A 24,543-nucleotide genomic window follows, 5' to 3' on the forward strand; every position below is an offset into this window, starting at 1 on the left:
TGTTCTGTGGTTATAACGGGGGCGCGGGTGAATGACGGCGACATCTGAAAATTTATTTTCTGATGTTGTTGCTCATTCCTCCCGCTTATTATCTGGCGCTGTGCGACAGATGACTAGCGGGTGTTCAACCCGCGCCCCCGTTATCCGGTCACGCAGTGAGCGGATAACTATTTATCAACAAACAGTATATTCCAAAAACACTTAAATTAACAAATAACATACACTTTATATGATTGTTAATTTTTGATATTTATTGAAAAATATGCCAAAACATTATTTTTTTAGTTGATTTGAAAAAATACAATACCATTATTAAAAATAAAGTATATGTTTTATGCTGTATTTATAAATAACAGCTCATTTTGTATGTTATTTGTCATATATATCGCATAACATGCAAAATGTTACTGAAAGGGATGAGGCAAAGCCTCTTTGTATTTCGCAAGTTTTTCTTCAAATTTCATACTGGCATAGGCTGGGGAGGTTGAGGGGAGCAGGACTTTTTTGATTTTCAGATGTTTGTACTCTTTGTCAAAAATCTGTTGTGCTTTTTTGCCTGTAAACAATATGGTTTTGATGTTTGGATATTCTGCTAAAAGTTTTTCAAAATCATTGACTGTGATATTTTTCAGGTTGGTATCACTGGAATTGTTTGCATCTCTTTGCAGACTTGCAGCACTGTCAAAAAGGGCTATCTTGTGTTTTTTGCACAGGGCAGTTTTATCTTCTTTTGTCTGAACAGGTTCTTTGTAAATCGCAGCCAATATAGGCCAGAACTGATTCCGTGGATGGGCATAGTAAAACCCCTCTTCAAAAGATTTTATACTGGGAAATGAACCGAGTATAAGCACTTTTGAATCAGCAAATATAACAGGTTCAATGGTGTGAAAATGAAGTGACTGCAATGTTTCGTCTAACTGGTGAGATCAGCTGTTATATTTTCCAGTGTATGTTTTTCGGCTTTTTCTTCACAGTTGATACCTTTGTCTTCAAGAGATTTTATTATCATTAAGACATAAGCATCAAAGGGTTTGAGAAGTGAACTGCTTAAACCTGTTCCTGGCTCAATACTCTGGGGAATAATCGCAAGAAGCGTGACTTTTGGTAAAGTTTCTCCTTGCCTCTCAAGCAAATTAAGACACCCGAGTACTCCGGTTTCGTCATCATCTTCATTTGTGCTGAAACTGCGAAAGGTCTCCATAGGGAACTGATACATTGAACCTGGAGCATCCTCAATTCCGATGACATCAAGGACAATTATTTCTTGATATTCCATAAATATATTGAGCAGTTTTTTTCCTTCAACTCCGCCGTGAATAATATCCACCCTGGGTTGAAAAGTGTAGTTGGACTCCAGATATTTACTCGCATATAAAGCGATACCTTCATCTTTGTGTAATGTATTTCCGATACTTAAAATAGCAATTTGTTTTTTATTCATGTGGCATTCTAACAAAATTTTTTACTTACAAAATAAAGAAATTGAAATAAGTGAAGTTTTTTATGCAAATGTCTATTTCTTCCCAAAAAACTTATAATAAAAGTCCTTCACACAACGCATTTTTGTTCGGCTGAGGACTAGATTGCCGCTTTTTATTTCTCCGCTTGTTACCGTCGTTCCTGCAGCTATCATCACGTCATCTTCTATGGTTATTGGGGCTACTAGCTGAGAATCGCTGCCGATGAAGACGTTTTTGCCGATGACTGTTTTGTATTTTTTAACACCGTCATAGTTACATGTAATGGTTCCCGCACCTACGTTTGTGCCTTCGTCTATCTCAGCATCGCCCAAATAACTCAAATGTCCGGCTTTTACCCCTTTGAGGGTTGATTTTTTTACTTCTACAAAATTCCCGATGTGGGTGTTTTCTATGTTTGAAAGCGGTCTTAAATGCGCCATCGGTCCACAGTCGGAGTTTTTCATTATACTCTCTTCTACAACGCTGCCGGCCTTTATATGCGAGTTGATGATTTTGCTTTTTCCGGTAATGCGACAGCCGTTTTCTACGATGCACTCGCCTTCAAAAACAACATCTTCTTCTATATAAATCGTTGCAGGAAGCTGCATCGTCATACCTGCATTCATCCATTTGGTGCGAATTCTGTTTTGCATGATCTCTTCGGCATCTGCGAGGTCTTTTTTGGAATTGACCCCCTTAAACTGTTCTTCATCAACAAGCAGGGGAACAATGCTGGACTCATCCTCATTTGCCATGGCTATGATATCGGTAAGATAGTATTCTTGTTGCGCATTGTCATTGCTTAAATCAGGAATATACCGCTCTAAAATTACTTTTGAAAAGGCATAGACTCCGGCATTGACGGTGGTGACATTTAGCTCTGCATCATCAGCGTCTTTTTGTTCTACGATGTATTCAACATGATTGTTTCGTATAATGACGCGACCGTATCCGTCAGGGTTTTCAAGATCAAAAATACTCATGATGATGTCTGCTTCAAGTTCCAAAAATCCTTTGAGTGCATCGGCTGTAATGAGTGGCATATCTCCGTTAAGAACCAACACCTTGTCATATTTTGGTTCTACCTGCATCATGGCTCCGCCGGTTCCTGGAAAATTTTGAGTGTCTTGCTCGACAAAACGAATGTTTTCAAAATAATTTTGCATTGTTTCAATGACCGCTTCTTTTTGATGGGCAACCACTACGGTAATATCATCAGAAATTTTACGGGACTCTTTTATAATATGGTAGAGCATAGGTTTTCCGCTGATTGAATGTAAAACCTTTGCTTGCGATGATTTCATACGGCTGCCTTTGCCGGCTGCCAAAATTATTATGCTTATTTTCTCATTTTTCATGTCTGCTCTTTATCTGTTTTTTATGTATCAAAACTCAGTTATGTCTTAGTAACCTGGGTTTTAACCTCAATGCCATTAAGTTAAGCGGCTTTTTCGGAACCCGTACTTCAGTGCGGGCTTTGTGCCTTTCAAAACTAAGGCCTAGGTTAAAACCTAGGTTCCAAAAGAATATCGAACTTTTTTCTTAACTTGATGCATTGGCACTAAAGTACGGGTCCCAACAAGTTACTTTAAAGTGTAATGTTACCATTATTTAATTATAAAGTGTATAATTTCAAACTTATTTATGTTTGCTTACATGTAATAAGATATTTTATACTAAAGAAGATTTTCCCCTTGAAAAAAATTACACAAACACAACTCATCATCTATGTCAGCATATTTTTTATTCTTTTTGACAATTACAGCTTTTTTCACAATGTATTGCAGGTCTATCCGCTGAACTGGCACAATATAGGCTTTTTGATTTCCCTTGCGGTTATTCTAGTCTTTTTTATGATATTTCTACTGAGTCTGGTTTGTTATAAATACACACTCAAACCGATTTTGATTACACTTTTGCTGGTTTCATCGCTGACAAACTATTTTATGAACAGTTATCATGTGGTGATTGATGCAAGTATGATTCGAAATACTCTGCAGACAAATATGCACGAATCACTGGATCTGGTAACGCTTAAACAGGTTTTATACTTTGTCTTTTTAGGTCTTTTGCCTTCTTATTTCGTATATAAGGCAAAAATTGCGTATAGACCTTTTAAGCAGGAATTTTTCGCACGTTTAAAACTTATAGGGCTCTCTTTGGCGGTTATTGTCGCGTCATTCTTTTTGTTTAGCAAATTTTATACATCTTTTGTCAGAGAGCATAAGCCCCTGCGTTATACAATAAATCCGGCATACTGGATGTACTCCATCGGAAAGTATATCAATCTGACATTTAACAGCGGTCCGCTTGTTGTCAAACCGATAGGACTTGATGCCAAAATAGTCAATGACGACAATCGCAAAAAACTTGTTATTATGGTTGTGGGTGAAGCAGCGCGAGCGGATCATTTTAGTCTCAACGGCTATAAAAGAGAGACAAACCCTCTGCTTGCGCAGGATGACATCGTGGATTTTCCGAATTTTTACTCCTGTGGCACTTCTACTGCTGCATCTGTGCCGTGCATGTTTGCGAAATACGGCAAAGCAGACTACAGCTACAAAAAAGGCATCAGCACAGAAAATGTGCTGGATGTGTTAAAGCATACAAATGATGTAGCGATTCTTTGGCGAGACAATAACTCTGACTCCAAAGGTGTTGCGTTGCGTGTGCCGTATGAAGATTATAAAATTCCCAAAAACAACACTGTGTGCGCAGATGGTGAATGCAGAGATGTCGGTATGCTTGTCGGACTTGACAAATTTATACAAAAGAACAAAGGCAAAAATATTTTAATTGTGCTGCATCAGATGGGAAATCACGGTCCTGCCTATTATAAACGTTACCCAAAAGCGTTCGAGAAGTTTACGCCTACATGTAAAACAAATCAGCTCGAAGACTGTACACAGCAAGAGATAACAAATGCCTATGACAATGCTATTTTGTATACCGATTATTTTTTAGACAAAACAATAGATTTTTTAAAAAAATATGAGAACAAATACGATACAGCTATGATATATATGAGCGACCACGGAGAGAGTCTGGGCGAGGGCGGTGTCTATCTGCACGGACTTCCTTACTTTATGGCTCCTGATGCGCAGGTGCATATCGGTGCGTTGATGTGGTTTGGAAAAAATATGGCAAAAAAAGTGGATGAAGATGCCTTGCGAAAACGTAAAGATGAAAAATATACACAAGATGATCTTTTTCATACATTACTGGGCATATTTGATGTGCATACAAAAGAGTATAACAAAAAGCTGGATATTTTAAAAGATGAACATTAACCAGCAACTCGTTGTTACTTTTATACTTCTGCTTTTTAGCATCATTTTTTTCGGGATAAGCGATGTAGATTTGCGCCTGCAAGATCAGTTTTTTGATTTTACGACGCATAAATGGGTTCTTTTTTGGGGTGAGCAGCCTTACAAGTTTATATTTTACGACGGTATTAAAAAACTTCTCATTGCCTTTGCTGTGAGTCTGTTGCTTGCACTTATCTTTTTTAGAAAAACAAAACTGGTCAATGACTACAAAAGAGGCATGATTATTGTCATACTTTCTGCTATATTTGTGCCGCTTATTGCAAGTTCTATAAAAGGAGAGACAAATATGCCCTGTCCCAAAGATGAAGTAAGATATGGCGGAGTGTATCCCAGAACGGCAGTCTGGCAAAATTATACTGATGAGTTTAAACTGCATCATCACAAAAGCAAATGCTGGCCTGCCGGACATGCAAGCGGCGGATTTGCGCTTTTGAGCCTGATATTTTTATTTCACAAACGGAGAAACAAAATCATTGCCTCTGCAGTTGCTTTGACAATCGGGTGGAGTATGGGGCTGTATAAAATGGTTATCGGCGATCATTTTTTCAGCCATACGGTCATTACAATGATACTTGCATGGCTGATTATATTACTCATCGCAAAGATAGTCAATAAAATTTACTCTTTATAATAATTGTGCTATTATAATGTAATTATAAATTTTTCATAAGGTTTTTGGATGGATTTAGGTACGGTCATTGGTATTGTTTTGATTATGGCTCTTTTGCTCGGGGCCATGACAATGGGTGTTGGTGTCGGTGCATATATCGATATTCCTTCTGTTTTAATTGTTGTCGGCGGTAGTATCGGGGCTTTGATGATCTCCTTTAAACCGGCGCAAATGAAAAAGTTTACCAAAGTTTTTATGAAAGCTATCAAACCTGCTGAAGAGGATGTGGGTGAGCTTATCAAAAAACTGGTAGAGTTTGCAACCAAGGCAAGAAAAGACGGTATTTTGGCATTGGAAAGTGATGTCAACAATGAAGAGAACGAGTTCTTGAAAAAAGGGCTCTCCATGGCAATTGACGGCAGCGAACCTGATACGATTCGTGATTTGCTCGAAATTGACATGGAACAGACAAGTACCCGCCATAAGATTCACGCTTCCATATTTAACCAGTGGGCAGGGCTTGCCGGTGCGATGGGTATGATCGGAACGCTCATCGGACTTGTTGCCATGCTTTTAAATATGGCGGATCCTTCTGCAATTGGTCCATCAATGGCAGTTGCTTTGCTTACAACCATGTACGGTGCAATGATAGGTAATATATTCGGAACACCGATTTACAATATCCTGACTATCAGAAATGATGAAGAGACTATGCTTAAAGAGATGATTCTTGAGGGTATCATGTCTATTCAGTCCGGTGATGCGCCTAGAGTGCTTGAAGCAAAACTGCTTGCCTATCTGGCTCCTGCTGACCGTGTCAGTCAGTTTGAATAACGGACAGCACTGATGGGTAAAAAAAAGTGTCCTGAATGCGAGGAGTGCCTCCCTGCATGGCTCGCGGCGTTTGGAGACTTAATGTCTCTGCTTCTGTGTTTTTTCGTTTTGCTGCTTTCCATGTCAAGTATGGATGCAAAAAAGATTTCAGAAGCGATAGGTTCACTCTCAGGGGCGATGAGTGTCCTTGAGGGCGGTACGCAAACAGAAATTTCAAAAAAAAGAATGCTTGAAGCCACGCCTATAGACTCTCAGGACGAAACGAGTGAAGTGGTCAACAGAGTACAGCAGGCTGCAACTGATGCGAATGAGATGATGGAAAAAACACAGTCTCCTGCGATTACCGTAAAAGAGGCTCAGGACGGTTTTGTTATAAAACTGCCGGCAACACTGTTGTTCAAACCAGGCAGTGCAACGATAGAAAACCAGGACGCTTTGTTGTTTTTGAAGCGGATTACGCTTATTATTCAAGAGTTGCCAAATGATATGCTTGTGGATGTACAGGGACATACTGATGACAGAGATCCCGGACCGAACAGTCCCTATAAAGACAACTGGGAACTCTCAACAGCAAGAGCGCTGGCCGTTTTGCATGAGTTGATTTTAGACGGTGTTGATCCTGCACGTTTGAGTGCAACAGGTTTTGCACAGTATCAGCCCATAGCGACCAATGCAACAGCCACAGGAAGAGAAAAAAACAGAAGAGTTGAATTGCATTTTTATGGGAAAAAAAGTGAAGAAGCGCAAAATATCAACAATTCTATTTTAGATAAAACAGTCGAGAAAAAATGATAAGAGTTCTTTTTTTACTTTTTGCATTGAGTGCTTTGGGTTTTGGGGCAGAATCGCCTGTTGTGCCTACAATGAATCTCAGCCTTTCTGCTCCTGATACACCGCAACAGCTTGTTTCTTCTCTTAATGTACTCGTTGTTCTTACCTTGCTTTTTTTAGCTCCTTCGATGGTCCTTGTAATGACAACATTTACACGATTTGTCATTGTGTTCGGGTTTTTGCGCCAGGCACTCGGTACCCAACAGGTTCCGCCGACACAGCTTCTTGTCATGCTTGCAATGATTTTGACTTTTTTTGTGATGGAACCCATAGGAACAAAAGCCTATGAACAGGGTATCAAGCCTTACATAGCCAAGGATATAGGCTATGAAGAGGCTTTTACCAAAACTACTCTGCCTTTTAAAAATTTTATGATTAGAAATACCAGAGAAAAAGATCTGGCGCTCTTTTTGCGTATACGAAAAATGGAAAATCCGAAAACTGTGGCAGATGTTCCTCTCTCAATTGTTATTCCTGCCTTTATCATCAGTGAATTAAAAACCGCTTTTGAGATAGGCTTTTTGCTCTTTTTGCCTTTTTTGGTCATAGATATGGTCGTGGCCTCTATTTTGATGTCTATGGGTATGATGATGCTGCCTCCTGTTATGATCTCTCTGCCTTTCAAAATACTTGTTTTTGTATTGATTGACGGCTGGAATTTACTGATAGGCAATTTGATTGCCTCCGTAAAATAAATATTTTCTAAGGATGTAAAATTGGATTGTAAATATTTTGGCGAATGTGGTGCCTGCAGAGTCTATGAAGATGGGTATGAAGTGCAACTCAATGAAAAAGTACAGATAAACAAAGAAAGATTTTCTCCTTACTTTGACGGAGATATTTCTGTGTATAAATCCCTGGATGCACATTATCGTGCACGAAGCGAGTTCAAAATATGGCACTCCGATGATGAGATATCCTATGCGATGAACCATATTGACAAAAAAGGGGTTGTTCTGATAGAGGAATGTCCTCAGGTCAATGAATATATCGCTGAACTGATGCCAAAACTGCTCTCAGCCATACAAAAACATGAGATAGGCTTTAAGCTTTTCGGTGCAGATTTTTTAAGTGCAAGCTCGGGAGAAATAGTAGTTTCACTATTGTATCACAGGGCTTTGGATGAAGCATGGCAGAAAAAAGCAACAGAAATAGCAGAAGATTTGAATATATATATCATAGGCAGGTCACGCAAACAAAAAGTTGTGGTTGGACAGGATTATGTCACGGAAACTTTACATGTAAACAAGGATGTCTATAAGTTTAAACATATTGAAAACAGTTTTACCCAGCCAAATCCGAGAGTAAACGAACAGATGATTGTCTGGGCAAGCGACAGGTTTTCAGATACGAAAAATGATCTGCTTGAGCTTTACTGCGGGGCAGGAAACTTTACTATACCTTTTGCAAAAAAATTCAATAAAGTACTGGCAACAGAAATATCCAAATCCTCCATCAATGCGGCAAAAGAAAATATGGTTTTAAACCAGGTAGAGAACATAGAATTTGTACGCATGAGTGTTGAGGATTTTGTCGGAGCACTTGACGGCGTAAGAGAGTACAGAAGAATGAAAGATATTGATATCAACAGCTACAATATCAACTCTGTTTTTGTAGATCCTCCAAGAAGCGGAATGGGCGAATACTCCTGTAAATTTGTTTCAAGGTATAATCATATAGTATATATATCCTGTAATCCGCTGACCCTCCTGGATGATTTGGAAATATTGTGCCAAACACATCAGGTGACAGACATGGCGCTTTTTGACCAGTTTCCCTACACACATCATGTTGAAATGGGTGTGAAACTTATTAAAAAAGATCTCAAATGAAAAAAATACTGATAATAAGCAGCGGACCGATAGGACAACACTTTATTCAACGGGTCGCAGAGACATATACGAGTGAAAATATATACTATATAGTACAGACAAAAGAGAAAAAATTCAAAGATGCAAGCCCTGCACGGTTTAAATTTTACGAGTTTGATCCTACGAGTTTTTACAAACTGGCAAATTTGCTAAAAATGGAATTTATTCAGGTTGTTATAGCGATGGACAACCAGATCGAAGTGGAAAATACGATTAAAAATATTCGTGTTGTCAAAAAGCAGTTGCGGGTTGTTGTCTTAAATCAGTGGAATATGACCAATGAAGATCCGAATGTTGTACTCATCAATGCAAACGAGATTTTGGCCTCCCGTTTGTTGGATTACCTGCCAAATGTTCCGGTTATAGCACAGAATGTCGGTATAGGCGAGGGCGAAATAATGGAAGTGCTTGTGCCTTTTGGCAGTTCTTTTGTTTATCGGCATATCGGAGTGATTGAGCAGAAGAACTGGCGTATAGTTGCCATATACAGAAACAGAAAGCTCATTATGCCTTCGCGCAGACGCATGATACAGCCGAATGACACTCTTTTGCTTGTTGGTGAGCCGGCAGTTCTGCGTTCTGTATACAAAGCGATCAAGCGTGAACTCGGACAGTTCCCCGAGCCTTTTGGAACAAATATTCTTTTATATATAGATATGAATATTGTAAATCACTCAAATATTCTTGGGCTTGTGCACCATGCAATGTATATACATGAAAAATTCAAACATGACCTTGTTATAAAAATTGTAAACCCTTCAGATATTGATATTATTGAAAAAATCAAGGATTTAAGAGATCTGGATATTGTTGTCGAGATAGATTATGACAGTATTAATCTGCGATCTGCATTTTTGCATGACGTAAAGTCGTATCATGTCGGACTGGTGATTGTATCAAGAGAAATGTTTGCCGATTATCATGTGAGAAAATGTTTGTATGATGTACATGTACCGGTACTGAAACTCTCAGAAAAATCTTTTTCCAAGGTGAAAGATGTCGCTTTGATACTCTCAGACAACAGAGACCTGGAAAAAATATCTGCTACTATTTTTGATATAGCCGAGCAGCTGAATTTCAATATAGAGCTTTATAATTATATCAACGAACACCAGGATGAAAAAGAACAGGTCATTGAGCATTTTTATAATCTTTCAACGATTTTTTCCAAGTCAATCAAAGTCTTCAAAGAAAATGAAAACCCGATTCGGCTCCTGAAGCACAAAGAAAATTTTATACAGATTATTCCTTTTACAAACAAACTCACAACACGCCATATTTATGCTCTTTTTTCAACTGACAGTGAAAAACTCTATTTTAAACTGGATGATTTTCATCAAATTTTTATACCTGTACAGCTATAAACAGCGTTAATTTATTCCTTTTTTAGTAAAAGTTAAGTATTATCTAGCATATTATAATTTTGGATAGACAATGCAGGTAAACATCCCTTTAAAACAAACAGTTGACAACTCATATGACATTACTATAGATACGATTAAAAAAGTTCATTTTGACAAAAAAGTAGCTATTATTACCAACCCGAAAGTGGCCGGACTTCATCTGGCATACTTCCTTTCAAAAATATCAGCAAAAGAACTTTATATTATTACAGTACCTGACGGAGAAGAGTATAAAAACCAGGATTCTGTTGACTTGATATTGGAGTCTTTGTTTAACCACCGTTTTAACAGAAAATCAATGCTTATTGCTTTTGGAGGCGGCGTTATAGGAGATATGACAGGATATACGGCAAGTATATACCAACGCGGTATTGATTTTGTGCAGGTACCTACAACACTGCTTTCTCAGGTAGATGCCAGTGTAGGCGGAAAAACAGGTATAAATAACAAGTATGGAAAAAATCTAATAGGTGCTTTTCATCAGCCCAAAGCTGTCTATATTGACCCTCATTTTTTATCGACACTTCCCAAGCGGGAATTTGGAGCCGGTGTTGCCGAGATTATCAAAATGGCAGTAACCTTTAACAGAAATTTCTTTGAATTTTTAGAAACAGCCGATCTGCATGATAAAGAAGTTTTGCAAGAAGCCATCAAACAGGCTGTACAGACAAAAGCAGATGTTGTCGCCAAAGACGAAAAAGAGCATGGACTGAGAGCTGCTCTGAATTACGGGCATACATTTGGGCATGTCATTGAAAACGAAACAAAATACAAAACCTATTTGCATGGTGAAGCAGTAGCCATCGGTATGGTGATGGCGAACGAAGTTGCTGTGGCTATGAACCTGATGACGCCACAGGAGGCACAGAGGGTAAAAGAGCTTTTACAAAAGTATGATTTGCCGACTTCTTATACCATCGAAGATGTCAACAGTTTTTATGAAACATTCTTCCTGGATAAAAAAAGTCTGGATGCTTCTGTAACGTTTATCATCCCCGTAGGTATTGGTGGCGTAAAAATTACAGATGAAGTTGATAAAGAGTTGATTCTCAGTGTTCTTCGTACATTTGGAAACAACTGATGCTGCTAAAGTCTTTCATTTTTACTGTTAGTATACTTTTTTCTTCTTTGTTGCAGGCAGATATTTCTGTTGAACAAAATGCCACAGATACAACAAAAGAAGAAGCACTTGCACTTGAACAGACAAAAGCATATGAACAGCAGATAAACACCATAGAGTCGGATATATCTGATGAAAACATGTGGATGAAAAGTTACTCTTCCTACCTGACATCTATGGATGTGAAACATAATCTTGATGCCATTAAAAAAAGAATCAGGTATCTTGCAAAACATGCTAAAACAGACGCTGACAAAGATGAACTCATCGCCTTGATATCCAAAGAAAATATTTTGGCTTCACAGATTGAAAAATTAAAAGGCACCAACAGTTCTGCACCGTTTTCAGAACTGATAACGCCGCCAAATATCGACAAAGTACCGGAAATAAACAATCCTTTTGATATTCTTACCGGTCTGTCTATGATAAAAACACTCAATGCTAATCTTGAAGAGTACAAGAAAAAAAGAGAAAGTCTGATAGATTTGATCAGCAAATTAAAACAAGAGAAAAAGATTTATAAAAAAATTCTGCAACTGCAGCCAAAAAACAAAAAATATGCTCAGATATACAGAAACAAACTTGCACAGCTTGAGATGTTTGAACAGGCACTTGATACTATGAATGTAACAATGAATGTCTATCAAAAACGCCTGGATATTGCAGAGATAAACATTAACAAAGGCATTGAAAAACAGGTTTACAGACTGATAAAAATAGGTATGGCAATACTGTTCGTATTTTTTATATTTTTTCTTTTAAAGCTGGTTGTCAAGAAATATATTACAGATAACGAACGTTTTTATATGGCAAACAAAATCATCACATTTACAAATTTCATCATTATAATTTTGATTCTGTTTTTTAACTATATTGAAAACGCTTCCTATCTTGTAACAATCCTTGGATTTGCTTCAGCAGGTATAGCCATTGCGATGAAAGACTGGTTCATGTCGATGCTGGGCTGGCTTGTTATCGTCTTTGGCGGAAGTATACATGTAGGGGACAGAATCCGTGTAGATATGGGAGGGATGAAATATGTCGGCGATGTTTTAGATATTTCGCTCCTTCGTATGACGATTTTGGAAGATATAACTTTGACATCCATCATGCACAACAGAAGAGCAGGCCGTATTATATTTATACCGAACAACTATATTTTTACCCAGATGATTGCAAACTATACACATAATTCTCTCAAGACGGTTTGGGATGGTGTAAAGATTACGATTACCTTTGACTCCAACCATAAGAAAGCTATGCATATAGTCAAAGAAATTACTAAGAAATTTTCTAAGGGTTATACGGATATTACAAGAAAACAGCTTAACAAACTCAGACAGCATTATAATTTGAAAAACACAAACGTAGAACCAAGAATCTACTCTTTTATAGAGTCAAACGGTATAGACATAGAAGCCTGGTATCTTACCAATGCCTATGCTACTTTAACACTCAGAAGTGTCATTTCAACGGAAATTTTGGATGCATTCAGGGAAGCGGATGATATTACGATAGCGTATCCTACCCAGAAGTTACATGTATCTATGCAGAGTGAATCACCGAGTGCACATAACGGAGAAATAGTCTAATGCAGAGTAAAAAAAATGTCCACGGGGCAAAAAAAGTATATTTTAAAACATTTGGCTGCCGGACAAACCTTTATGACTCTCAGGTTATGATGAGTTCGCTCAAAGAGTATGAAATAACCCAAAATGAGGCAGAAGCCGATGTCATCGTTATAAACTCCTGCACGGTTACCAATGGTGCCGATACCCATGTGCGTTCCTATATTTCACAGGTAGAAAAAAACAATGGGGGAGCAAAGCTTTTTCTAACCGGCTGCGGTGCCCATACCAAGGGAGAATCTCTTTTAAAAGAGAACCGTATACACGGAGTTTTCGGTCAGAGTGAAAAGCAGAAGATAGATGCACTTTTGGCAAAAGAAAAACCCTTTTACGAACCGGGTGATCTGAACCATATAGACGATATGATAGTGGATGAGTTTGTCGGCAAAAGCAGAGCTTTTATAAAAATACAGGAGGGATGTAATTTTCGCTGTTCTTACTGTATCATTCCTTATGTACGCGGTGATGCCAGAAGCATGGATGAAAATAGAATTTTAGAGCAGGTTGCAAGACTTGCCCTGAACGGTTTCGGTGAATTTATCCTAACCGGTACGAATGTCGGCAGTTACGGGCAGGATACAAAAACATCTTTGGCAAAACTTATGAAAAAAATGTCTCAAATTCGTGGTGTCAGACGCATACGTCTTGGGAGTGTTGAACCTGTTCAGATTACAGATGAATTTAAAGAGATTTTGGATGAGCCGTGGATGGAAAAACATATGCACATTGCTTTGCAACACACCTCGCCAAAAATGTTAAAACTGATGAACAGAAGAAATGTTTACAAGCAGGATAAAGCATTGTTTGAACTTCTGGCAGAAAAGGGATACGCAATAGGCACAGATTTTATAACAGGGCATCCGGGGGAGAGTGAAGATTTATGGCGTGAAGCTATGCAAAATGCAAGAGATTTGCCTTTGACACACATTCATGCTTTTACCTATTCAAAGCGTGATGGCACACCTTCTGCCACTATGAAGCCGGAGGTAAACGGTAAAACAGCAAAAGAGAGACTGCACGAATTGCAAGAGTTGATTCAACAGAAAAATTTTGATTTCAGAAAGGCTTACAGGGGAGAGCTTGAGGTACTGATAGAGTCTTGTAAAGAAGGATTCTATCACGGGCTTGATCAGCATTTTAATAAAATTGTTGTAGAGTCTCAAGAAGATCTGGTTGGAAACTGGATTACTGTTACCAACTATGAAGTAAAAAAGGACTTCAATTATGCCAGAATCTAAAACAAACAGAATTGCGATTTATGTATCGGCATTTATTATTATAATATTGATTTTATTTGCTCTGCTTCGGGACAATGCTGATGCCATAACCCTGAAACAGGCCAAAGAACTGTTGCAAAACCATAATGTTGAAAAGGTTGTTGCTACGAAACAATATGTTTACCTAAAAACAAAAAAAGGATATTATAAAATCCCTTTTTCACAGGTAACACCTAATATGTTTGCTGATTATAAAGTTGAAGTTGACAATGAATCAAATATATTGCTTTATCTGTTGCTGTTTATACTGGTTTTGGGACTTGGTTCTTTAGCTTTTAGAAAATGGCAAAAAAAATCATTCAGAGAAATTTTTACTGCAAATGAACTCAAAAATGATACAAATCTTTCTTCTTCTGAGGGAAATACTCACATTGAAGCGATAAAAAGTGATGTGAGTTTTGATGATATAGGCGGTATCAGCGATGTTAAAGTGGAACTCGAAGAGATTATAGATTTCATGAAAAATCCAAAACGATACAAAAGTTTTGGTGCGCGTATGCCAAAAGGAGTGCTTTTAATAGGACCTCCCGGTGTTGGAAAAACGATGATAGCAAAAGCGGTTGCGCATGAAGCGGGTGTGCCTTTTTATTATCAGAGCGGGGCATCATTTGTGCAGATTTATGTCGGTATGGGGGCTAAACGTGTGCATGAACTTTTTGCAGCAGCGAAAAAAAATGCACCTTCTATTATATTTATAGATGAAATCGACGCCGTAGGAAAAAAGAGAGACGGCAACAGAAATGATGAAAGAGAAGCAACTCTGAATCAGCTTTTGACTGAAATGGACGGATTTGAAGGCTCAAGCGGAGTGATTGTTATTGCTGCGACTAACAAAATAGATGTTTTAGACTCGGCACTGCTGCGTGCAGGACGTTTTGACAGACGGATTTTTGTAGAACTTCCGACCAAACGAGAACGTGAAGCGATTTTGATGAAGTATCTGGAAAAAGTACCGCATGAGCTGGATGTCAAAACAATAGCAAATATGACTGTGGGATTTAACGGTGCCGCACTGGCAGCACTTGTAAATGAGGCGGCTTTGTTGGCTTTGAGACAGAATGATTTTCATGTTACTTTGGAACATTTTGAGCAGGTAAAAGACAAAGTGATGTTTGGAAAGAAAAAACTTCAAATGCTCAATGAAAGACAAAAAGCATTCCGGGCAACCTATCAGGCCGGAAAGGTAGTGCTGGCAACCTATTATGATATAGCTTTTGAAAAACTGATGCTTTCAAACGAAAAGCTGACACCTGCTACGGATGAGCCGTTTATAAAACAGGAACTTGAATCTCGGGTGAAAATGCTTTTAGCCGGAATAGCTGCCTGTGACATAAAGTACAATGAGCACGCAAGCAGTGCCAAAGATGATCTGGATGAAGCAAAAAAACTTGTGAAAAAAATGTGTGAAGAGTATGGTATGTGCTCGTCATTACTGCCGGATGAAAAAGAGCAGGAACTCCTGCTCAAAAGGCTTTATGAAGAGAGCCGTGTATTACTTGAATCTCTTTTGAAAGTGCTTGAAAAAATCGAATATGTTCTTTTGGAACGTGAAAGTATTAGTAAAACCGAAGTAAAAGAGTATTTAAATGAAGTTTTTTAGCGGATTTTCTTTAAAAAATGAAAAACACTTTTTTGACCCTTACATGTATAAAAGTGATTTTACCGTAAGCGGTTTCAGTTACGGAGCGATAAAAGCTTTTGAGTTTACATGTAAAGCCTTGGAAGAGGGGAAAAGAGTAGATACTTTACAGCTTTTTTCACCGGCTTTTTTTCAAAGTAAAAATGAAAAGTTTAAGAAACTGCAGCTGATGGCATACAGGAAAAATGAAAACGTCTATTTGCAACAGTTTATAAATGCCTGTTTTTTGCCATATGAGAGAAAAGAAGTAGAACGCAGTGTGACAGTGTCCGAAGAGCTGGATGAACTTTTAAACTATGAATGGGATATACAGAAATTATATACACTGGCAGATAAAGGTGTAACAATTGAAGTCTATTTAGGTGGAAAAGACCAGATAGTTGATACGAAGAGTGCCAAAGAATTTTTTCTGGATGTGGCAACGGTTACATACATAAAAGAGGCAAATCACTTTTTGCAGCTTTCATGAAATTTTACCGTATATAAATGCCTAAAACTCCGAGGGCAAATCCTCCCGTTGGTCTGAGCCTCTACGCTTTAGGCATTTATATACTAGCTCCGTGAAATAAAAGAGTGAATATTGATTATTAAAATAAAAAGGAAAAAAATATGAGTGAAATAAAAATAGGTGTAATAACTGCAAGTGACAGAGCAAGTAAAGGAATTTATGAGGATATAAGCGGAGTGGCTATTCAAGACACGATGAAAGAGTATTTAAAAAGTGAATTTGAAATAGTTTACAGATGTATTCCCGATGAGCAGGATGTGCTTGAAGCAACAATGAAAGAGTTGTGTGATGATGCAGGATGCTGCCTGGTTGTGACAACCGGCGGAACCGGTCCGGCACTTCGTGATGTGACACCCGAAGCGACTGAAAATGTATGTCAGAAGATGATGCCGGGTTTTGGTGAACTGATGCGTCAGGTAAGTTTGCAGTATGTTCCAACAGCTATACTTTCTCGTCAAACAGCAGGAATCAGAGGTAAAAGTTTAATTATTAATTTACCGGGAAAACCAAAATCAATCAGAGAGTGTCTTGATGCGGTTTTTCCTGCCGTTCCCTATTGTATAGATCTTATTGAAGGTCCGTTTATAGAAACAAACGAGGATGTTATAAAGGCATTTAGACCTAAATCAAAGTAAAGAATATATAAATTATTGTTTAATAATAATTGTTATGTCGTATAAGTACAAGTAAAAACCTTCCTACTTCTGATACAATGGGTTAAATAAAATCCAATTGGTGATATATGAAGTATGAAGTATTTTTACCAGATATCAAACTCAGCAGCATAATTAAGTGCTATGTTGTTATATATGATTTTACTTTACTCTCTGATATGCTTTTTTTGCCAAATGGCGGGAACTTTATAGTTTTTAACAGAGGTATTACCGGCTACTCACTTCTTAATAATAAAAAATATCAGATTCCGGAAGGGTATTCTGCAAGTATAAAAACGGCTAAATCCCAAAAAAGCATTTTGGACTTAGAAAGCATTCCGCAGGTTGAACCTGCTGTTATGATACTCGCTGAACTTCTGCCAATAGGTTTCTATAAGTTATTTAAAAAAGATGCTGCTTCTCTTTATAACCACTATCTTCCTCTTGAAACCACAATGATCAATAAATACTTTTCCAAACTCTATATGCATAAAAGTATGGAGCAGGATATTTGTTATCTGGATGATGCTTTTTTGCAAATGTATAATGACCAAAATAATTCTAGAGAATTTATAGAGGATATTTTGGAGAGAATTGAAGAGTATAATTATGAAGTGACTGTAGAGGAGTTGGCACAGGAGTTTGCCTGCAGCCGGCGTACTATAGAGCGTCAGTTTAAAAAATTCATTGGTCTTTCTCCCAAAAAATTTATTTTTGTCTGTAAGTTTTATCAGATCTTTATGGAATATATTTCTGATGGAAAGAAATTCAATGACACCCAGTACATATATAACGACAATGCACATTTAAACAAAGTCTTTCATAATATAGTCGGCCTATCCCCCAGTCAGACTTTTGAAGAGATAAATAAAAAACACACACTCAATGTATATCAGTTAAAAGTTTCAGAAGTCTGATCAATGATTAAAAAACAATTTTAATGCCTACAGGACAGTGGTCTGAACCTTCTATATAATCCAAAATAAAAGCATCTTCAAGATTTTCCGCCAAGTCTTCAGATATGAAAAAATAATCAATGCGCCAGCCGACATTTTTTACACGTGCATTGGAACGGTATGACCACCAGCTGTACGCATCTGTTTTGTCTCCATGGACATATCTGAATGTATCTATATATCCATGATCTAAAAATTTGTCTATCCATTCTCTTTCTATTGGGAGAAAACCGGATGTCTTGGCATTTGCTTTCGGATTTTTCAAATCTATTTCACGGTGTGCGGTGTTTACATCTCCACATACAATAATACTTTTTCCCTCATCTTTGAGCTTTTCACAATAGGCTAAAAAATCATCATAAAATTTCATCTTATAGGCAAGACGCTCTTCATCCTTCTGACCGTTTGGAAAATAAACATTAAAAAGAACGATATCTCCATAATGTGTCTCAATGATACGTCCTTCATGTTTTGTATCAATGTCATTACATGGTGAGGTATAATCACTCTTTAGCATACTAAAAGTGGCTGTTCCGCTGTACCCTTTTCGTTCTCCGGAATTAATGACAACTTCTGTGAACTCTTTTTCAAACAGATTGTCTGGAATTTGCTCTTTTTGTGCTTTTATCTCTTGCAGGCATAAAATATCTGTGCTTCTTTCATCTATCCATTTAAGCGCTTCTTTGTTAGCTACAGCACGTATTCCGTTAACATTCCATGATATTATTTCTATTGAATCTGACATATAAGACCTGTACTTTTTTTTTCAAAATTATAGCACAAGTCTGAGAGTACAATAGAAAAAAGTTGATGTAAATCAATCTGACAAGAATACTCTAATGTTATAATATTTTTTTATAAAAGTAAAAGGGATTAAAATGTTAATAGAATCAAAAGATGTACAACAGGTATCAAATGCAATGATGAATATTTTGCATGAAGAAGAGATAGAAATAATTAATAATTTTCACGATGCGGTACTTGCCAAAGATATTAAAAAAATAGATGAACTTTTTCAGGTTGTTTTGTTTGATGTTGAGGACCACTTCACAACAGAAGAAGATATGATGGAAGAGAGTAACTTTTATGCAATGCAAATGCATAAGAGCGAACATGACACAATGAGAGGAAAAATAAAAGATTTGTTAGAAGAGTGGAATAAAAACAAAGACCCTCAGGCAATACAGACTTTTTTGGAAGAGGAATTCAAACACTGGATTGTTTTACATGTAGCACGATGGGATTCTGAGACTGCAATGCATATCGGTGATACAATGTAATGTAAATTTCCTAAACCAGGCAGTTTAGGAAATTTTTTTAAACAAAGTCTACTTTTGCCAAGTGATGGTTGAGACCAAGTTCAGCCGGAGTACAACCAAGTGCAAGTCCAACCATTTGCTGCATATGCAGTACAGGAAGTTCTACTTCACGACCGATCGCTTCACTTGCATGTGCTGTTTGTGTATCGAGTTTAAGGTGACAAAGCGGACATGGTGTTACCATCCAGTCGGCATTGCCATCCATCGCACCGGCAATAGCATTTCCTGTTAAAACTGCTGCAGTATGGGGTGCCTGCAATTCAACATGAAAACCACAGCATTTGTTTTTTTCATCATAATCGACAGTCTCCCCGCCACAGGCAATGATTAAGTCATCAAGTGAAGTAGGATTATAAGGGTTTTCAGCAGTTTTATGTGTTTCGTTTTGCAATTCTGAAGGGCGGATATTATGGCAACCGTAAAATGGTGCAATATTAAACTGACTTAGCGGTGTAACAACCATCTCTTTGAGTTTATCAAGTCCAAAATCATCAATAATTGCATATAAAAAGTGTGTAACATCAGAAGTACCTTTATACTCGAGACCTACTTCTGCAAGTTTTTCATTGACTTTTGCTTTGAGCTCTTCGTTGTTGTCAAGTCTGTGCTTTGTCATTGCAGTATTGAGCTGACAGGTATTACAGATAGTAACCATTGTAAGCCCGTGTTTTTCAGCATAGGCAATGTTTCTGGCATTTAAAACCAAAGATAAAAAGTCATCATAGTCTTGAAGATGGGATGCGCCACAACATGAAGCCTCAGTCAGTTCCACAAGTTCTATTCCCAGTTTTTCAGCAACTGCCATAGTTGACATCATTTGTTCAGGAGTACTTTGTTTTGCAGTACATCCTGTAAAAAGTGCGTATTTTAGTTTTTCCATTTATATTTCCTTACATTCTCACATTTATTGAACAAAGTCCAATAAATATTCAATCACTAAAGTTTTTTACTATTAGTAAAAAAGTAGCTTTTAGCTACACTCCTAAAACTTTACAGTTGATGAAGATTTTACAAGTTTTTGAATCTCATCAAGATTTTGGGATTTTGTGATACCCCACGGCGGAACAATTTTACCTTTTGTAAACATTTTAAATGCAACAGGTATATGTTTAACAATTGCCGGACCTTCAGAGTAGAGGACAAGTCCACCCTCATCAAGTACACCGTTTTTCATAATTGACTTTTTAAAGCCGACGGCATGACGAACTGCAACATTGTTTTTGGCAATACCTTCCTGGAAAGCCATTTGGTGCAGTTTTGTAATTTTATCAATAGGATTAATCTCTTTTGGACAGGCTTCGGCACATTCAAAACATTTTACACAGTCCCAGACACCCTGTTTCTCTTCATTGACATCTGCGAGTCTTGATGTTGAGTTGTCCCGTACATCGGCACTGAAGCGATATGCTGCTGCAAAAGCGGCAGGACCGAAGAAATCTTCATTGATTTCAACGGCAGGACAGGCATAGTGACAGGCACCGCATTGGATACAAAGATCTGCTTCGTCAAGTTTTTCGGCATCTTCAGGTGATACAAGGTTTTCAGACTCCGGATTTTCATCAATATCTGCAACAAGGTATGGTGTGACAGCAGCGTGTTTTTCCCAGAAGTCACCTTTGTCTATAATCATGTCTTTGACAGCTCTTTTTTTACTCAGTGGTTCAATAACAAGCTCATTGCCGAAAAGTTCTACCATATCATTCATGCTCTCTTTACAGGCAAGGGTCGATCTTCCGTTTACTTTTATGGCACAGGTTCCGCAGATACCGTGACGGCAGCTTCTTCTGTATGAAAAACTTCCGTCATGATCCCATTTTATTCTGTTTAGTATATCCAATACAACTTCTTCAGAAGTCACTTCCATATCGTAATTTTCATAATATGGAAGGTAGTCTTCATCAGCATTAAAGCGAAATACTTTGAAGTTTACTTTTTGCGTAGTTATTTTATGTTCTGTACTCATAAGTTATCCTTAGTAATTTCTTTCTTTGAGTTCATGTTTGCCAAGAACAACATCCATATAATCCAATGTAATGTTCCCATTCTCATCCATATATGCCATAGTGTGTTTTAGAAAGTTTTCATCATCACGTTTTTCAAAATCTTCTCTGTAGTGTGCACCGCGACTCTCTTCTCTGGCAATAGCACTCTCTACAATAAACAAAGAGTAGTCAAGCATATGCCCAAACTCCAAAGCTTCCTGCAGTTCGGTGTTAAATACTTTTGATTTGTCTTTTATACGTACATTTTTAAATCTTTTACGAAGTTCTTTTACTGTGTCAATTGCGATTTGCAAAGTCTCTTTGCTTCTAAATGCACCTGCATTTGCAGTCATACACTGTTGCAGCTCTTCTCTTAGGGCAGGCACGCTTTCATTTCCGTTATTATTGAGTAAAAATTCAATTTCTTTGAGTGCTGTCGCCGCATCCTCTTCACTTGCTTTGCGAAGTTCAATAGTATCTACATCCCGTACCATTGTTTTACCGACAAAACGACCAAAGAGAAGGGCTTCAAGCACAGAATTTGCACCCAGGCGGTTTGCACCGTGTACTGATACACAAGAGCACTCACCTGCGGCATAAAAACCTTCTATAAATTCTTCATTGTTTTTACGGGCATGTCCGTCAATATCTACAGGAATACCACCCATAGAGTAGTGTGCCGTAGCAGAAATCAAGATAGGCTCTTTTATCATATCAAGGCCTAAAAATGTCATCGCAAGTTCACGAAGTTCAGGAAGTTTATTCATAATAAGTTCTTTCCCAAGATGTGTTACGTCAAGATATACAGCATCTTTTCTCGGTCCGACACCACGACCTTCTCTGATCTCATTTAAAATTGCACGCGCAACAACATCACGTGATGCAAGTTCAAGAGCATTTGGAGCATATTTCTCCATAAATCGTTCGCCTTTGGAGTTATAAAGACGGCCACCCTCACCACGAGCTGCTTCAGAAATTAAAACACCGTTTCCGGAAAGTCCTGATGGGTGAAACTGAACAAATTCCATATCTTCAAGAGGAAGACCGTGACGGGCTACAATTGAGAGTCCGTCACCTGTATTTGCATGGGCATTTGAGTTGATTTTATAGGCACGGGCATACCCGCCTGTTGCAAACATGACAGTTTTTGCATTAAAAACAGCCATTTGCATATCACGAATATTATAGGCAACGACACCTGATACTTTGCCGTCTTTATAGATGATATCAGCTGCATACCATTCATCCCAAAATTTTACACCGACACGATACGCCTGTTCATATACTGTTTGTAAAAGTGTTAACCCTGTTCTGTCTTTTGCAAAACATGCACGAGGTGATGATTGTCCTCCAAAAGGGCGCTGTGCAATTTTACCGTCAGGTTTTCTGCTAAAAGCAGCACCCATTCTCTCTGCCCATCTGATTGTTTCAGGTGCATTTTTACACATAAATTCTACAGCGTCCTGGTCTGCCAGATAGTCAGATCCTTTTACCGTGTCAAATTCATGAAGTTCAACACTGTCTTCATCACTAAATGCTGCGTTGATTCCACCTTGAGCTGCACCGGAGTGACTTCTCAAAGGATGTACCTTTGTTATAACAGCAACTTTTTTTCCTGCATTTTGCAATTCTCTTGCTGCTGCACATCCTGCAAGGCCTGCACCAACTATAATCGCATCGTAAGTATAAATAGGAATACTCATTAACCCATCCTTCAATAAAGAACTAAAATAATGCTGATTATAGCGTGAATAGTCTTAGGCTAGGTTAAATGCAGTATTTGTTTTTGTGAAGTTTGTGTTTGTTACTATTTGAGACATGTGACTCTTTACATCTCTCTTTGGGCTAAGTCTCTTAGTTGGAAAATTCTATTGTTTCCTGTTGTTTTTGCATATTCTAAAATTTCCTTTGCCTGTTTTATTGCCTCTTCAAGTGAAGTGTTGTTCGGTTTGATGACAAATCCACCTGTTACAGTTATATGTATAGGACCGTGACCAGGTGCATTAAATTTGAGTTCAGAAATACTCTCTCGTATTATTTCCATATCTTTGAAAAGCTGTTCTTTCGATGAGCGTGAAAGAACGACTGTAAATTGATTGTAGTCTGTTCTCGCGATGACATCTATGGGTTGCTCATGCAAAGAAACAGTGTAAGCAACTTTACGCAGTATTGCCTGTGTGACTTCCTGGGTAAAGGCTCTGTTGGATTTTGAAAAATTATCCACCTCAAGAACAGTAACAGCTGTAAAGTTGCTGTCTTTGAGTCCTTTTTTTGCTCCATAAGAGTTTACAAGACCTTTGTAGTTGTTTATTTCTGTTACAGGATCAAGCATGCTGGGGTTGTTCTGAACAACAGTTTTTCTGTTCATCCTCAGTGCAATAGCGTCAGCCTCGAGTGAAAAAATTTCATAATCGCTTTTAGTTTTATCAACCTGAAACAGGTACTCAATATCCTGTAAAATGGCCGTCAGCATTTTTCTGTACCAAAATGTTGCAAATAAAATAAGAAAGAAAGTGATAATTACCAGGATTTTTATAATATCAAATTTTTGCTGATTATAGGTTAGACTTTTAAACAGCATAGTATCTATCTGCTGTATTATTTCATTCAGTGATCTGTCCAATTCTGCTTTTGCTTCTTTTGCAAGTTTTTTATTTTTTGATCCGACATAATATTTATGTGCCGCATTGTTAAATTTGTCAGTTAATACAGAAAGTCTTTGTAAGTCATCAAAATACTCTTTCTCATTTCTCAGTATATATCTGTCTGTAATGTTGTATTTATAAAGCATTTTCAGTTTGTCTATTTCTTGATGCAGTTGTGTGCTTTTTCCGTTAAACTGTATAAGTGCCAGTTCTATATCGTCCGTATCCAAGTGTGTGAGTGTTTGAATAATCTTTTTTTGATTGTTCAAATTATTGACTTTATCAAAAGAGAGTTGTTCTTCAAATGTAAGTAAAACAGCCAAAGACGCCAAAAAGAAGATAAAAAGCAGATAAAATTTTAAGTGTTCAAAAATTCTTTTAATAGAATATTTCATAGTATGTTTTTCCTAATAATGTTATAATGGCGTTATATTCTATATCGGCAGTAATTAATATATGCTTAATAAAAAGAAGTCTT

General features: G+C 37.6%; 23 protein-coding genes. 15 read left to right on the top strand and 8 right to left on the bottom strand.

Going from position 1 to position 24,543, the window contains the following annotated elements; all coding sequences use genetic code 11:
- Nucleotides 1–404: 404 nt before the first annotated feature.
- The 3 genes from MLC52_RS05685 to glmU all read right to left on the bottom strand — a co-directional run bounded on the left by MLC52_RS05685 (nt 405) and on the right by glmU (nt 2,818).
- Nucleotides 405–905, bottom strand: coding sequence for a DNA-deoxyinosine glycosylase (locus tag MLC52_RS05685; protein WP_346388702.1), 501 nt, complete (start codon nt 903–905; stop codon nt 405–407).
- Between the two features lie 8 nt (nt 906–913).
- Entirely contained in the window at nt 914–1,441 is a 528-nt protein-coding gene (locus MLC52_RS05690) for a hydrogenase maturation protease (protein WP_346388703.1), read from the bottom strand.
- 72 nt (nt 1,442–1,513) lie between these two features.
- Complete coding sequence (gene glmU, locus MLC52_RS05695; RefSeq protein WP_434581590.1) at nt 1,514–2,818, bottom strand: bifunctional UDP-N-acetylglucosamine diphosphorylase/glucosamine-1-phosphate N-acetyltransferase GlmU; 1,305 nt, start codon at nt 2,816–2,818, stop codon at nt 1,514–1,516.
- 336 nt (nt 2,819–3,154) lie between these two features.
- Here glmU and MLC52_RS05700 point away from each other — a divergent pair, with 336 nt between their 5' ends.
- The 14 genes from MLC52_RS05700 (at nt 3,155) to MLC52_RS05765 (ending at nt 18,080) form a co-directional block, all read left to right on the top strand.
- A complete protein-coding gene (locus MLC52_RS05700) occupies nt 3,155–4,750 on the top strand; it encodes a phosphoethanolamine transferase (RefSeq protein WP_434581591.1) in 1,596 nt (531 codons plus the stop codon).
- Nucleotides 4,740–5,420 (top strand): phosphatase PAP2 family protein, encoded by a 681-nt coding sequence (locus tag MLC52_RS05705; RefSeq protein ID WP_434581592.1) that lies wholly within the window; start codon nt 4,740–4,742, stop codon nt 5,418–5,420. The genes MLC52_RS05700 and MLC52_RS05705 overlap by 11 nt, the downstream gene beginning before the upstream one ends.
- Before the next feature lie 48 nt (nt 5,421–5,468).
- Nucleotides 5,469–6,233 carry a motility protein A gene (locus tag MLC52_RS05710; RefSeq protein ID WP_151900418.1) on the top strand — a complete coding sequence of 255 codons (765 nt, stop codon included), beginning with the start codon at nt 5,469–5,471 and terminating at the stop codon, nt 6,231–6,233.
- A 12-nt stretch (nt 6,234–6,245) separates the two neighbouring features.
- The gene (locus MLC52_RS05715) at nt 6,246–7,025 is read left to right on the top strand and encodes a flagellar motor protein MotB (protein ID WP_151900417.1); all 780 of its coding nucleotides are present in this window, start codon (nt 6,246–6,248) and stop codon (nt 7,023–7,025) included.
- On the top strand, nt 7,022–7,759 hold the full coding sequence (gene fliP / locus MLC52_RS05720) for a flagellar type III secretion system pore protein FliP (protein WP_434581593.1): 738 nt from the start codon (nt 7,022–7,024) through the stop codon (nt 7,757–7,759). Before MLC52_RS05715 ends, fliP begins: the two co-directional genes overlap by 4 nt.
- Before the next feature lie 21 nt (nt 7,760–7,780).
- On the top strand, nt 7,781–8,896 hold the full coding sequence (gene trmA / locus MLC52_RS05725; RefSeq protein ID WP_434581594.1) for a tRNA (uridine(54)-C5)-methyltransferase TrmA: 1,116 nt from the start codon (nt 7,781–7,783) through the stop codon (nt 8,894–8,896).
- A complete protein-coding gene (locus MLC52_RS05730; RefSeq protein ID WP_418641364.1) occupies nt 8,893–10,299 on the top strand; it encodes a COG3400 family protein in 1,407 nt (468 codons plus the stop codon). Before trmA ends, MLC52_RS05730 begins: the two co-directional genes overlap by 4 nt.
- A gap of 70 nt (nt 10,300–10,369) precedes the next feature.
- The gene (gene aroB, locus MLC52_RS05735) at nt 10,370–11,419 is read left to right on the top strand and encodes a 3-dehydroquinate synthase (protein ID WP_346388708.1); all 1,050 of its coding nucleotides are present in this window, start codon (nt 10,370–10,372) and stop codon (nt 11,417–11,419) included.
- Complete coding sequence (locus MLC52_RS05740) at nt 11,419–13,050, top strand: mechanosensitive ion channel domain-containing protein (RefSeq protein ID WP_434581595.1); 1,632 nt, start codon at nt 11,419–11,421, stop codon at nt 13,048–13,050. Before aroB ends, MLC52_RS05740 begins: the two co-directional genes overlap by 1 nt.
- Complete coding sequence (mtaB, locus tag MLC52_RS05745; RefSeq protein ID WP_434581596.1) at nt 13,050–14,324, top strand: tRNA (N(6)-L-threonylcarbamoyladenosine(37)-C(2))-methylthiotransferase MtaB; 1,275 nt, start codon at nt 13,050–13,052, stop codon at nt 14,322–14,324. Before MLC52_RS05740 ends, mtaB begins: the two co-directional genes overlap by 1 nt.
- Nucleotides 14,311–15,963, top strand: coding sequence for an AAA family ATPase (locus tag MLC52_RS05750; protein ID WP_151900410.1), 1,653 nt, complete (start codon nt 14,311–14,313; stop codon nt 15,961–15,963). Before mtaB ends, MLC52_RS05750 begins: the two co-directional genes overlap by 14 nt.
- Nucleotides 15,950–16,471 (top strand): pimelyl-ACP methyl ester esterase BioV, encoded by a 522-nt coding sequence (bioV, locus tag MLC52_RS05755; RefSeq protein WP_434581597.1) that lies wholly within the window; start codon nt 15,950–15,952, stop codon nt 16,469–16,471. Before MLC52_RS05750 ends, bioV begins: the two co-directional genes overlap by 14 nt.
- A 140-nt stretch (nt 16,472–16,611) precedes the next feature.
- Nucleotides 16,612–17,145 carry a molybdopterin adenylyltransferase gene (mog, locus tag MLC52_RS05760; RefSeq protein ID WP_434581598.1) on the top strand — a complete coding sequence of 178 codons (534 nt, stop codon included), beginning with the start codon at nt 16,612–16,614 and terminating at the stop codon, nt 17,143–17,145.
- Between the two features lie 107 nt (nt 17,146–17,252).
- A complete protein-coding gene (locus tag MLC52_RS05765; protein ID WP_434581599.1) occupies nt 17,253–18,080 on the top strand; it encodes a helix-turn-helix domain-containing protein in 828 nt (275 codons plus the stop codon).
- A gap of 7 nt (nt 18,081–18,087) precedes the next feature.
- Here MLC52_RS05765 and MLC52_RS05770 read toward each other — a convergent pair whose 3' ends face one another.
- Nucleotides 18,088–18,864, bottom strand: a complete 777-nt coding sequence (locus MLC52_RS05770) for an exodeoxyribonuclease III (RefSeq protein WP_151900406.1) — start codon at nt 18,862–18,864, stop codon at nt 18,088–18,090.
- 133 nt (nt 18,865–18,997) lie between these two features.
- On the opposite strand from MLC52_RS05770, the gene MLC52_RS05775 reads away from it, so the two are divergent.
- On the top strand, nt 18,998–19,399 hold the full coding sequence (locus MLC52_RS05775; RefSeq protein WP_434581600.1) for a bacteriohemerythrin: 402 nt from the start codon (nt 18,998–19,000) through the stop codon (nt 19,397–19,399).
- A gap of 37 nt (nt 19,400–19,436) precedes the next feature.
- On the opposite strand, the gene MLC52_RS05780 is transcribed toward MLC52_RS05775, so the two are convergent.
- From MLC52_RS05780 to MLC52_RS05795, 4 genes are all read right to left on the bottom strand, one after another.
- The gene (locus MLC52_RS05780) at nt 19,437–20,318 is read right to left on the bottom strand and encodes a CoB--CoM heterodisulfide reductase iron-sulfur subunit B family protein (protein WP_151900404.1); all 882 of its coding nucleotides are present in this window, start codon (nt 20,316–20,318) and stop codon (nt 19,437–19,439) included.
- 102 nt (nt 20,319–20,420) lie between these two features.
- The gene (locus MLC52_RS05785) at nt 20,421–21,401 is read right to left on the bottom strand and encodes a succinate dehydrogenase/fumarate reductase iron-sulfur subunit (RefSeq protein WP_434581601.1); all 981 of its coding nucleotides are present in this window, start codon (nt 21,399–21,401) and stop codon (nt 20,421–20,423) included.
- A gap of 9 nt (nt 21,402–21,410) precedes the next feature.
- Nucleotides 21,411–23,123 (bottom strand): succinate dehydrogenase flavoprotein subunit, encoded by a 1,713-nt coding sequence (sdhA, locus tag MLC52_RS05790; protein ID WP_418641369.1) that lies wholly within the window; start codon nt 23,121–23,123, stop codon nt 21,411–21,413.
- A gap of 125 nt (nt 23,124–23,248) precedes the next feature.
- Nucleotides 23,249–24,460: a GGDEF domain-containing protein gene (locus MLC52_RS05795; protein ID WP_151900401.1), complete on the bottom strand. Its 1,212-nt coding sequence runs from the start codon at nt 24,458–24,460 to the stop codon at nt 23,249–23,251.
- Nucleotides 24,461–24,543 lie beyond the last annotated feature (83 nt).

It is taken from the genome of Sulfurimonas sp. NW15, assembly GCF_051132285.1.
GTDB lineage: Bacteria > Campylobacterota > Campylobacteria > Campylobacterales > Sulfurimonadaceae > Sulfurimonas > Sulfurimonas hydrogeniphila.

Bases quoted from the DNA above. Each gene is read 5' to 3' on its own strand.
- MLC52_RS05690 (WP_346388703.1), bottom strand. From the start codon at position 1,441: ATGAATAAAAAACAAATTGCTATTTTAAGTATCGGAAATACATTACAC.
- glmU (WP_434581590.1), bottom strand. From the start codon at position 2,818: ATGAAAAATGAGAAAATAAGCATAATAATTTTGGCAGCCGGCAAAGGC.
- MLC52_RS05705 (WP_434581592.1), top strand. From the start codon at position 4,740: ATGAACATTAACCAGCAACTCGTTGTTACTTTTATACTTCTGCTTTTT.
- MLC52_RS05710 (WP_151900418.1), top strand. From the start codon at position 5,469: ATGGATTTAGGTACGGTCATTGGTATTGTTTTGATTATGGCTCTTTTG.
- MLC52_RS05715 (WP_151900417.1), top strand. From the start codon at position 6,246: ATGGGTAAAAAAAAGTGTCCTGAATGCGAGGAGTGCCTCCCTGCATGG.
- fliP (WP_434581593.1), top strand. From the start codon at position 7,022: ATGATAAGAGTTCTTTTTTTACTTTTTGCATTGAGTGCTTTGGGTTTT.
- MLC52_RS05730 (WP_418641364.1), top strand. From the start codon at position 8,893: ATGAAAAAAATACTGATAATAAGCAGCGGACCGATAGGACAACACTTT.
- aroB (WP_346388708.1), top strand. From the start codon at position 10,370: ATGCAGGTAAACATCCCTTTAAAACAAACAGTTGACAACTCATATGAC.
- MLC52_RS05740 (WP_434581595.1), top strand. From the start codon at position 11,419: ATGCTGCTAAAGTCTTTCATTTTTACTGTTAGTATACTTTTTTCTTCT.
- mtaB (WP_434581596.1), top strand. From the start codon at position 13,050: ATGCAGAGTAAAAAAAATGTCCACGGGGCAAAAAAAGTATATTTTAAA.
- MLC52_RS05750 (WP_151900410.1), top strand. From the start codon at position 14,311: ATGCCAGAATCTAAAACAAACAGAATTGCGATTTATGTATCGGCATTT.
- bioV (WP_434581597.1), top strand. From the start codon at position 15,950: ATGAAGTTTTTTAGCGGATTTTCTTTAAAAAATGAAAAACACTTTTTT.
- mog (WP_434581598.1), top strand. From the start codon at position 16,612: ATGAGTGAAATAAAAATAGGTGTAATAACTGCAAGTGACAGAGCAAGT.
- MLC52_RS05765 (WP_434581599.1), top strand. From the start codon at position 17,253: ATGAAGTATGAAGTATTTTTACCAGATATCAAACTCAGCAGCATAATT.
- MLC52_RS05770 (WP_151900406.1), bottom strand. From the start codon at position 18,864: ATGTCAGATTCAATAGAAATAATATCATGGAATGTTAACGGAATACGT.
- MLC52_RS05775 (WP_434581600.1), top strand. From the start codon at position 18,998: ATGTTAATAGAATCAAAAGATGTACAACAGGTATCAAATGCAATGATG.
- MLC52_RS05780 (WP_151900404.1), bottom strand. From the start codon at position 20,318: ATGGAAAAACTAAAATACGCACTTTTTACAGGATGTACTGCAAAACAA.
- MLC52_RS05785 (WP_434581601.1), bottom strand. From the start codon at position 21,401: ATGAGTACAGAACATAAAATAACTACGCAAAAAGTAAACTTCAAAGTA.
- sdhA (WP_418641369.1), bottom strand. From the start codon at position 23,123: ATGAGTATTCCTATTTATACTTACGATGCGATTATAGTTGGTGCAGGC.
- MLC52_RS05795 (WP_151900401.1), bottom strand. From the start codon at position 24,460: ATGAAATATTCTATTAAAAGAATTTTTGAACACTTAAAATTTTATCTG.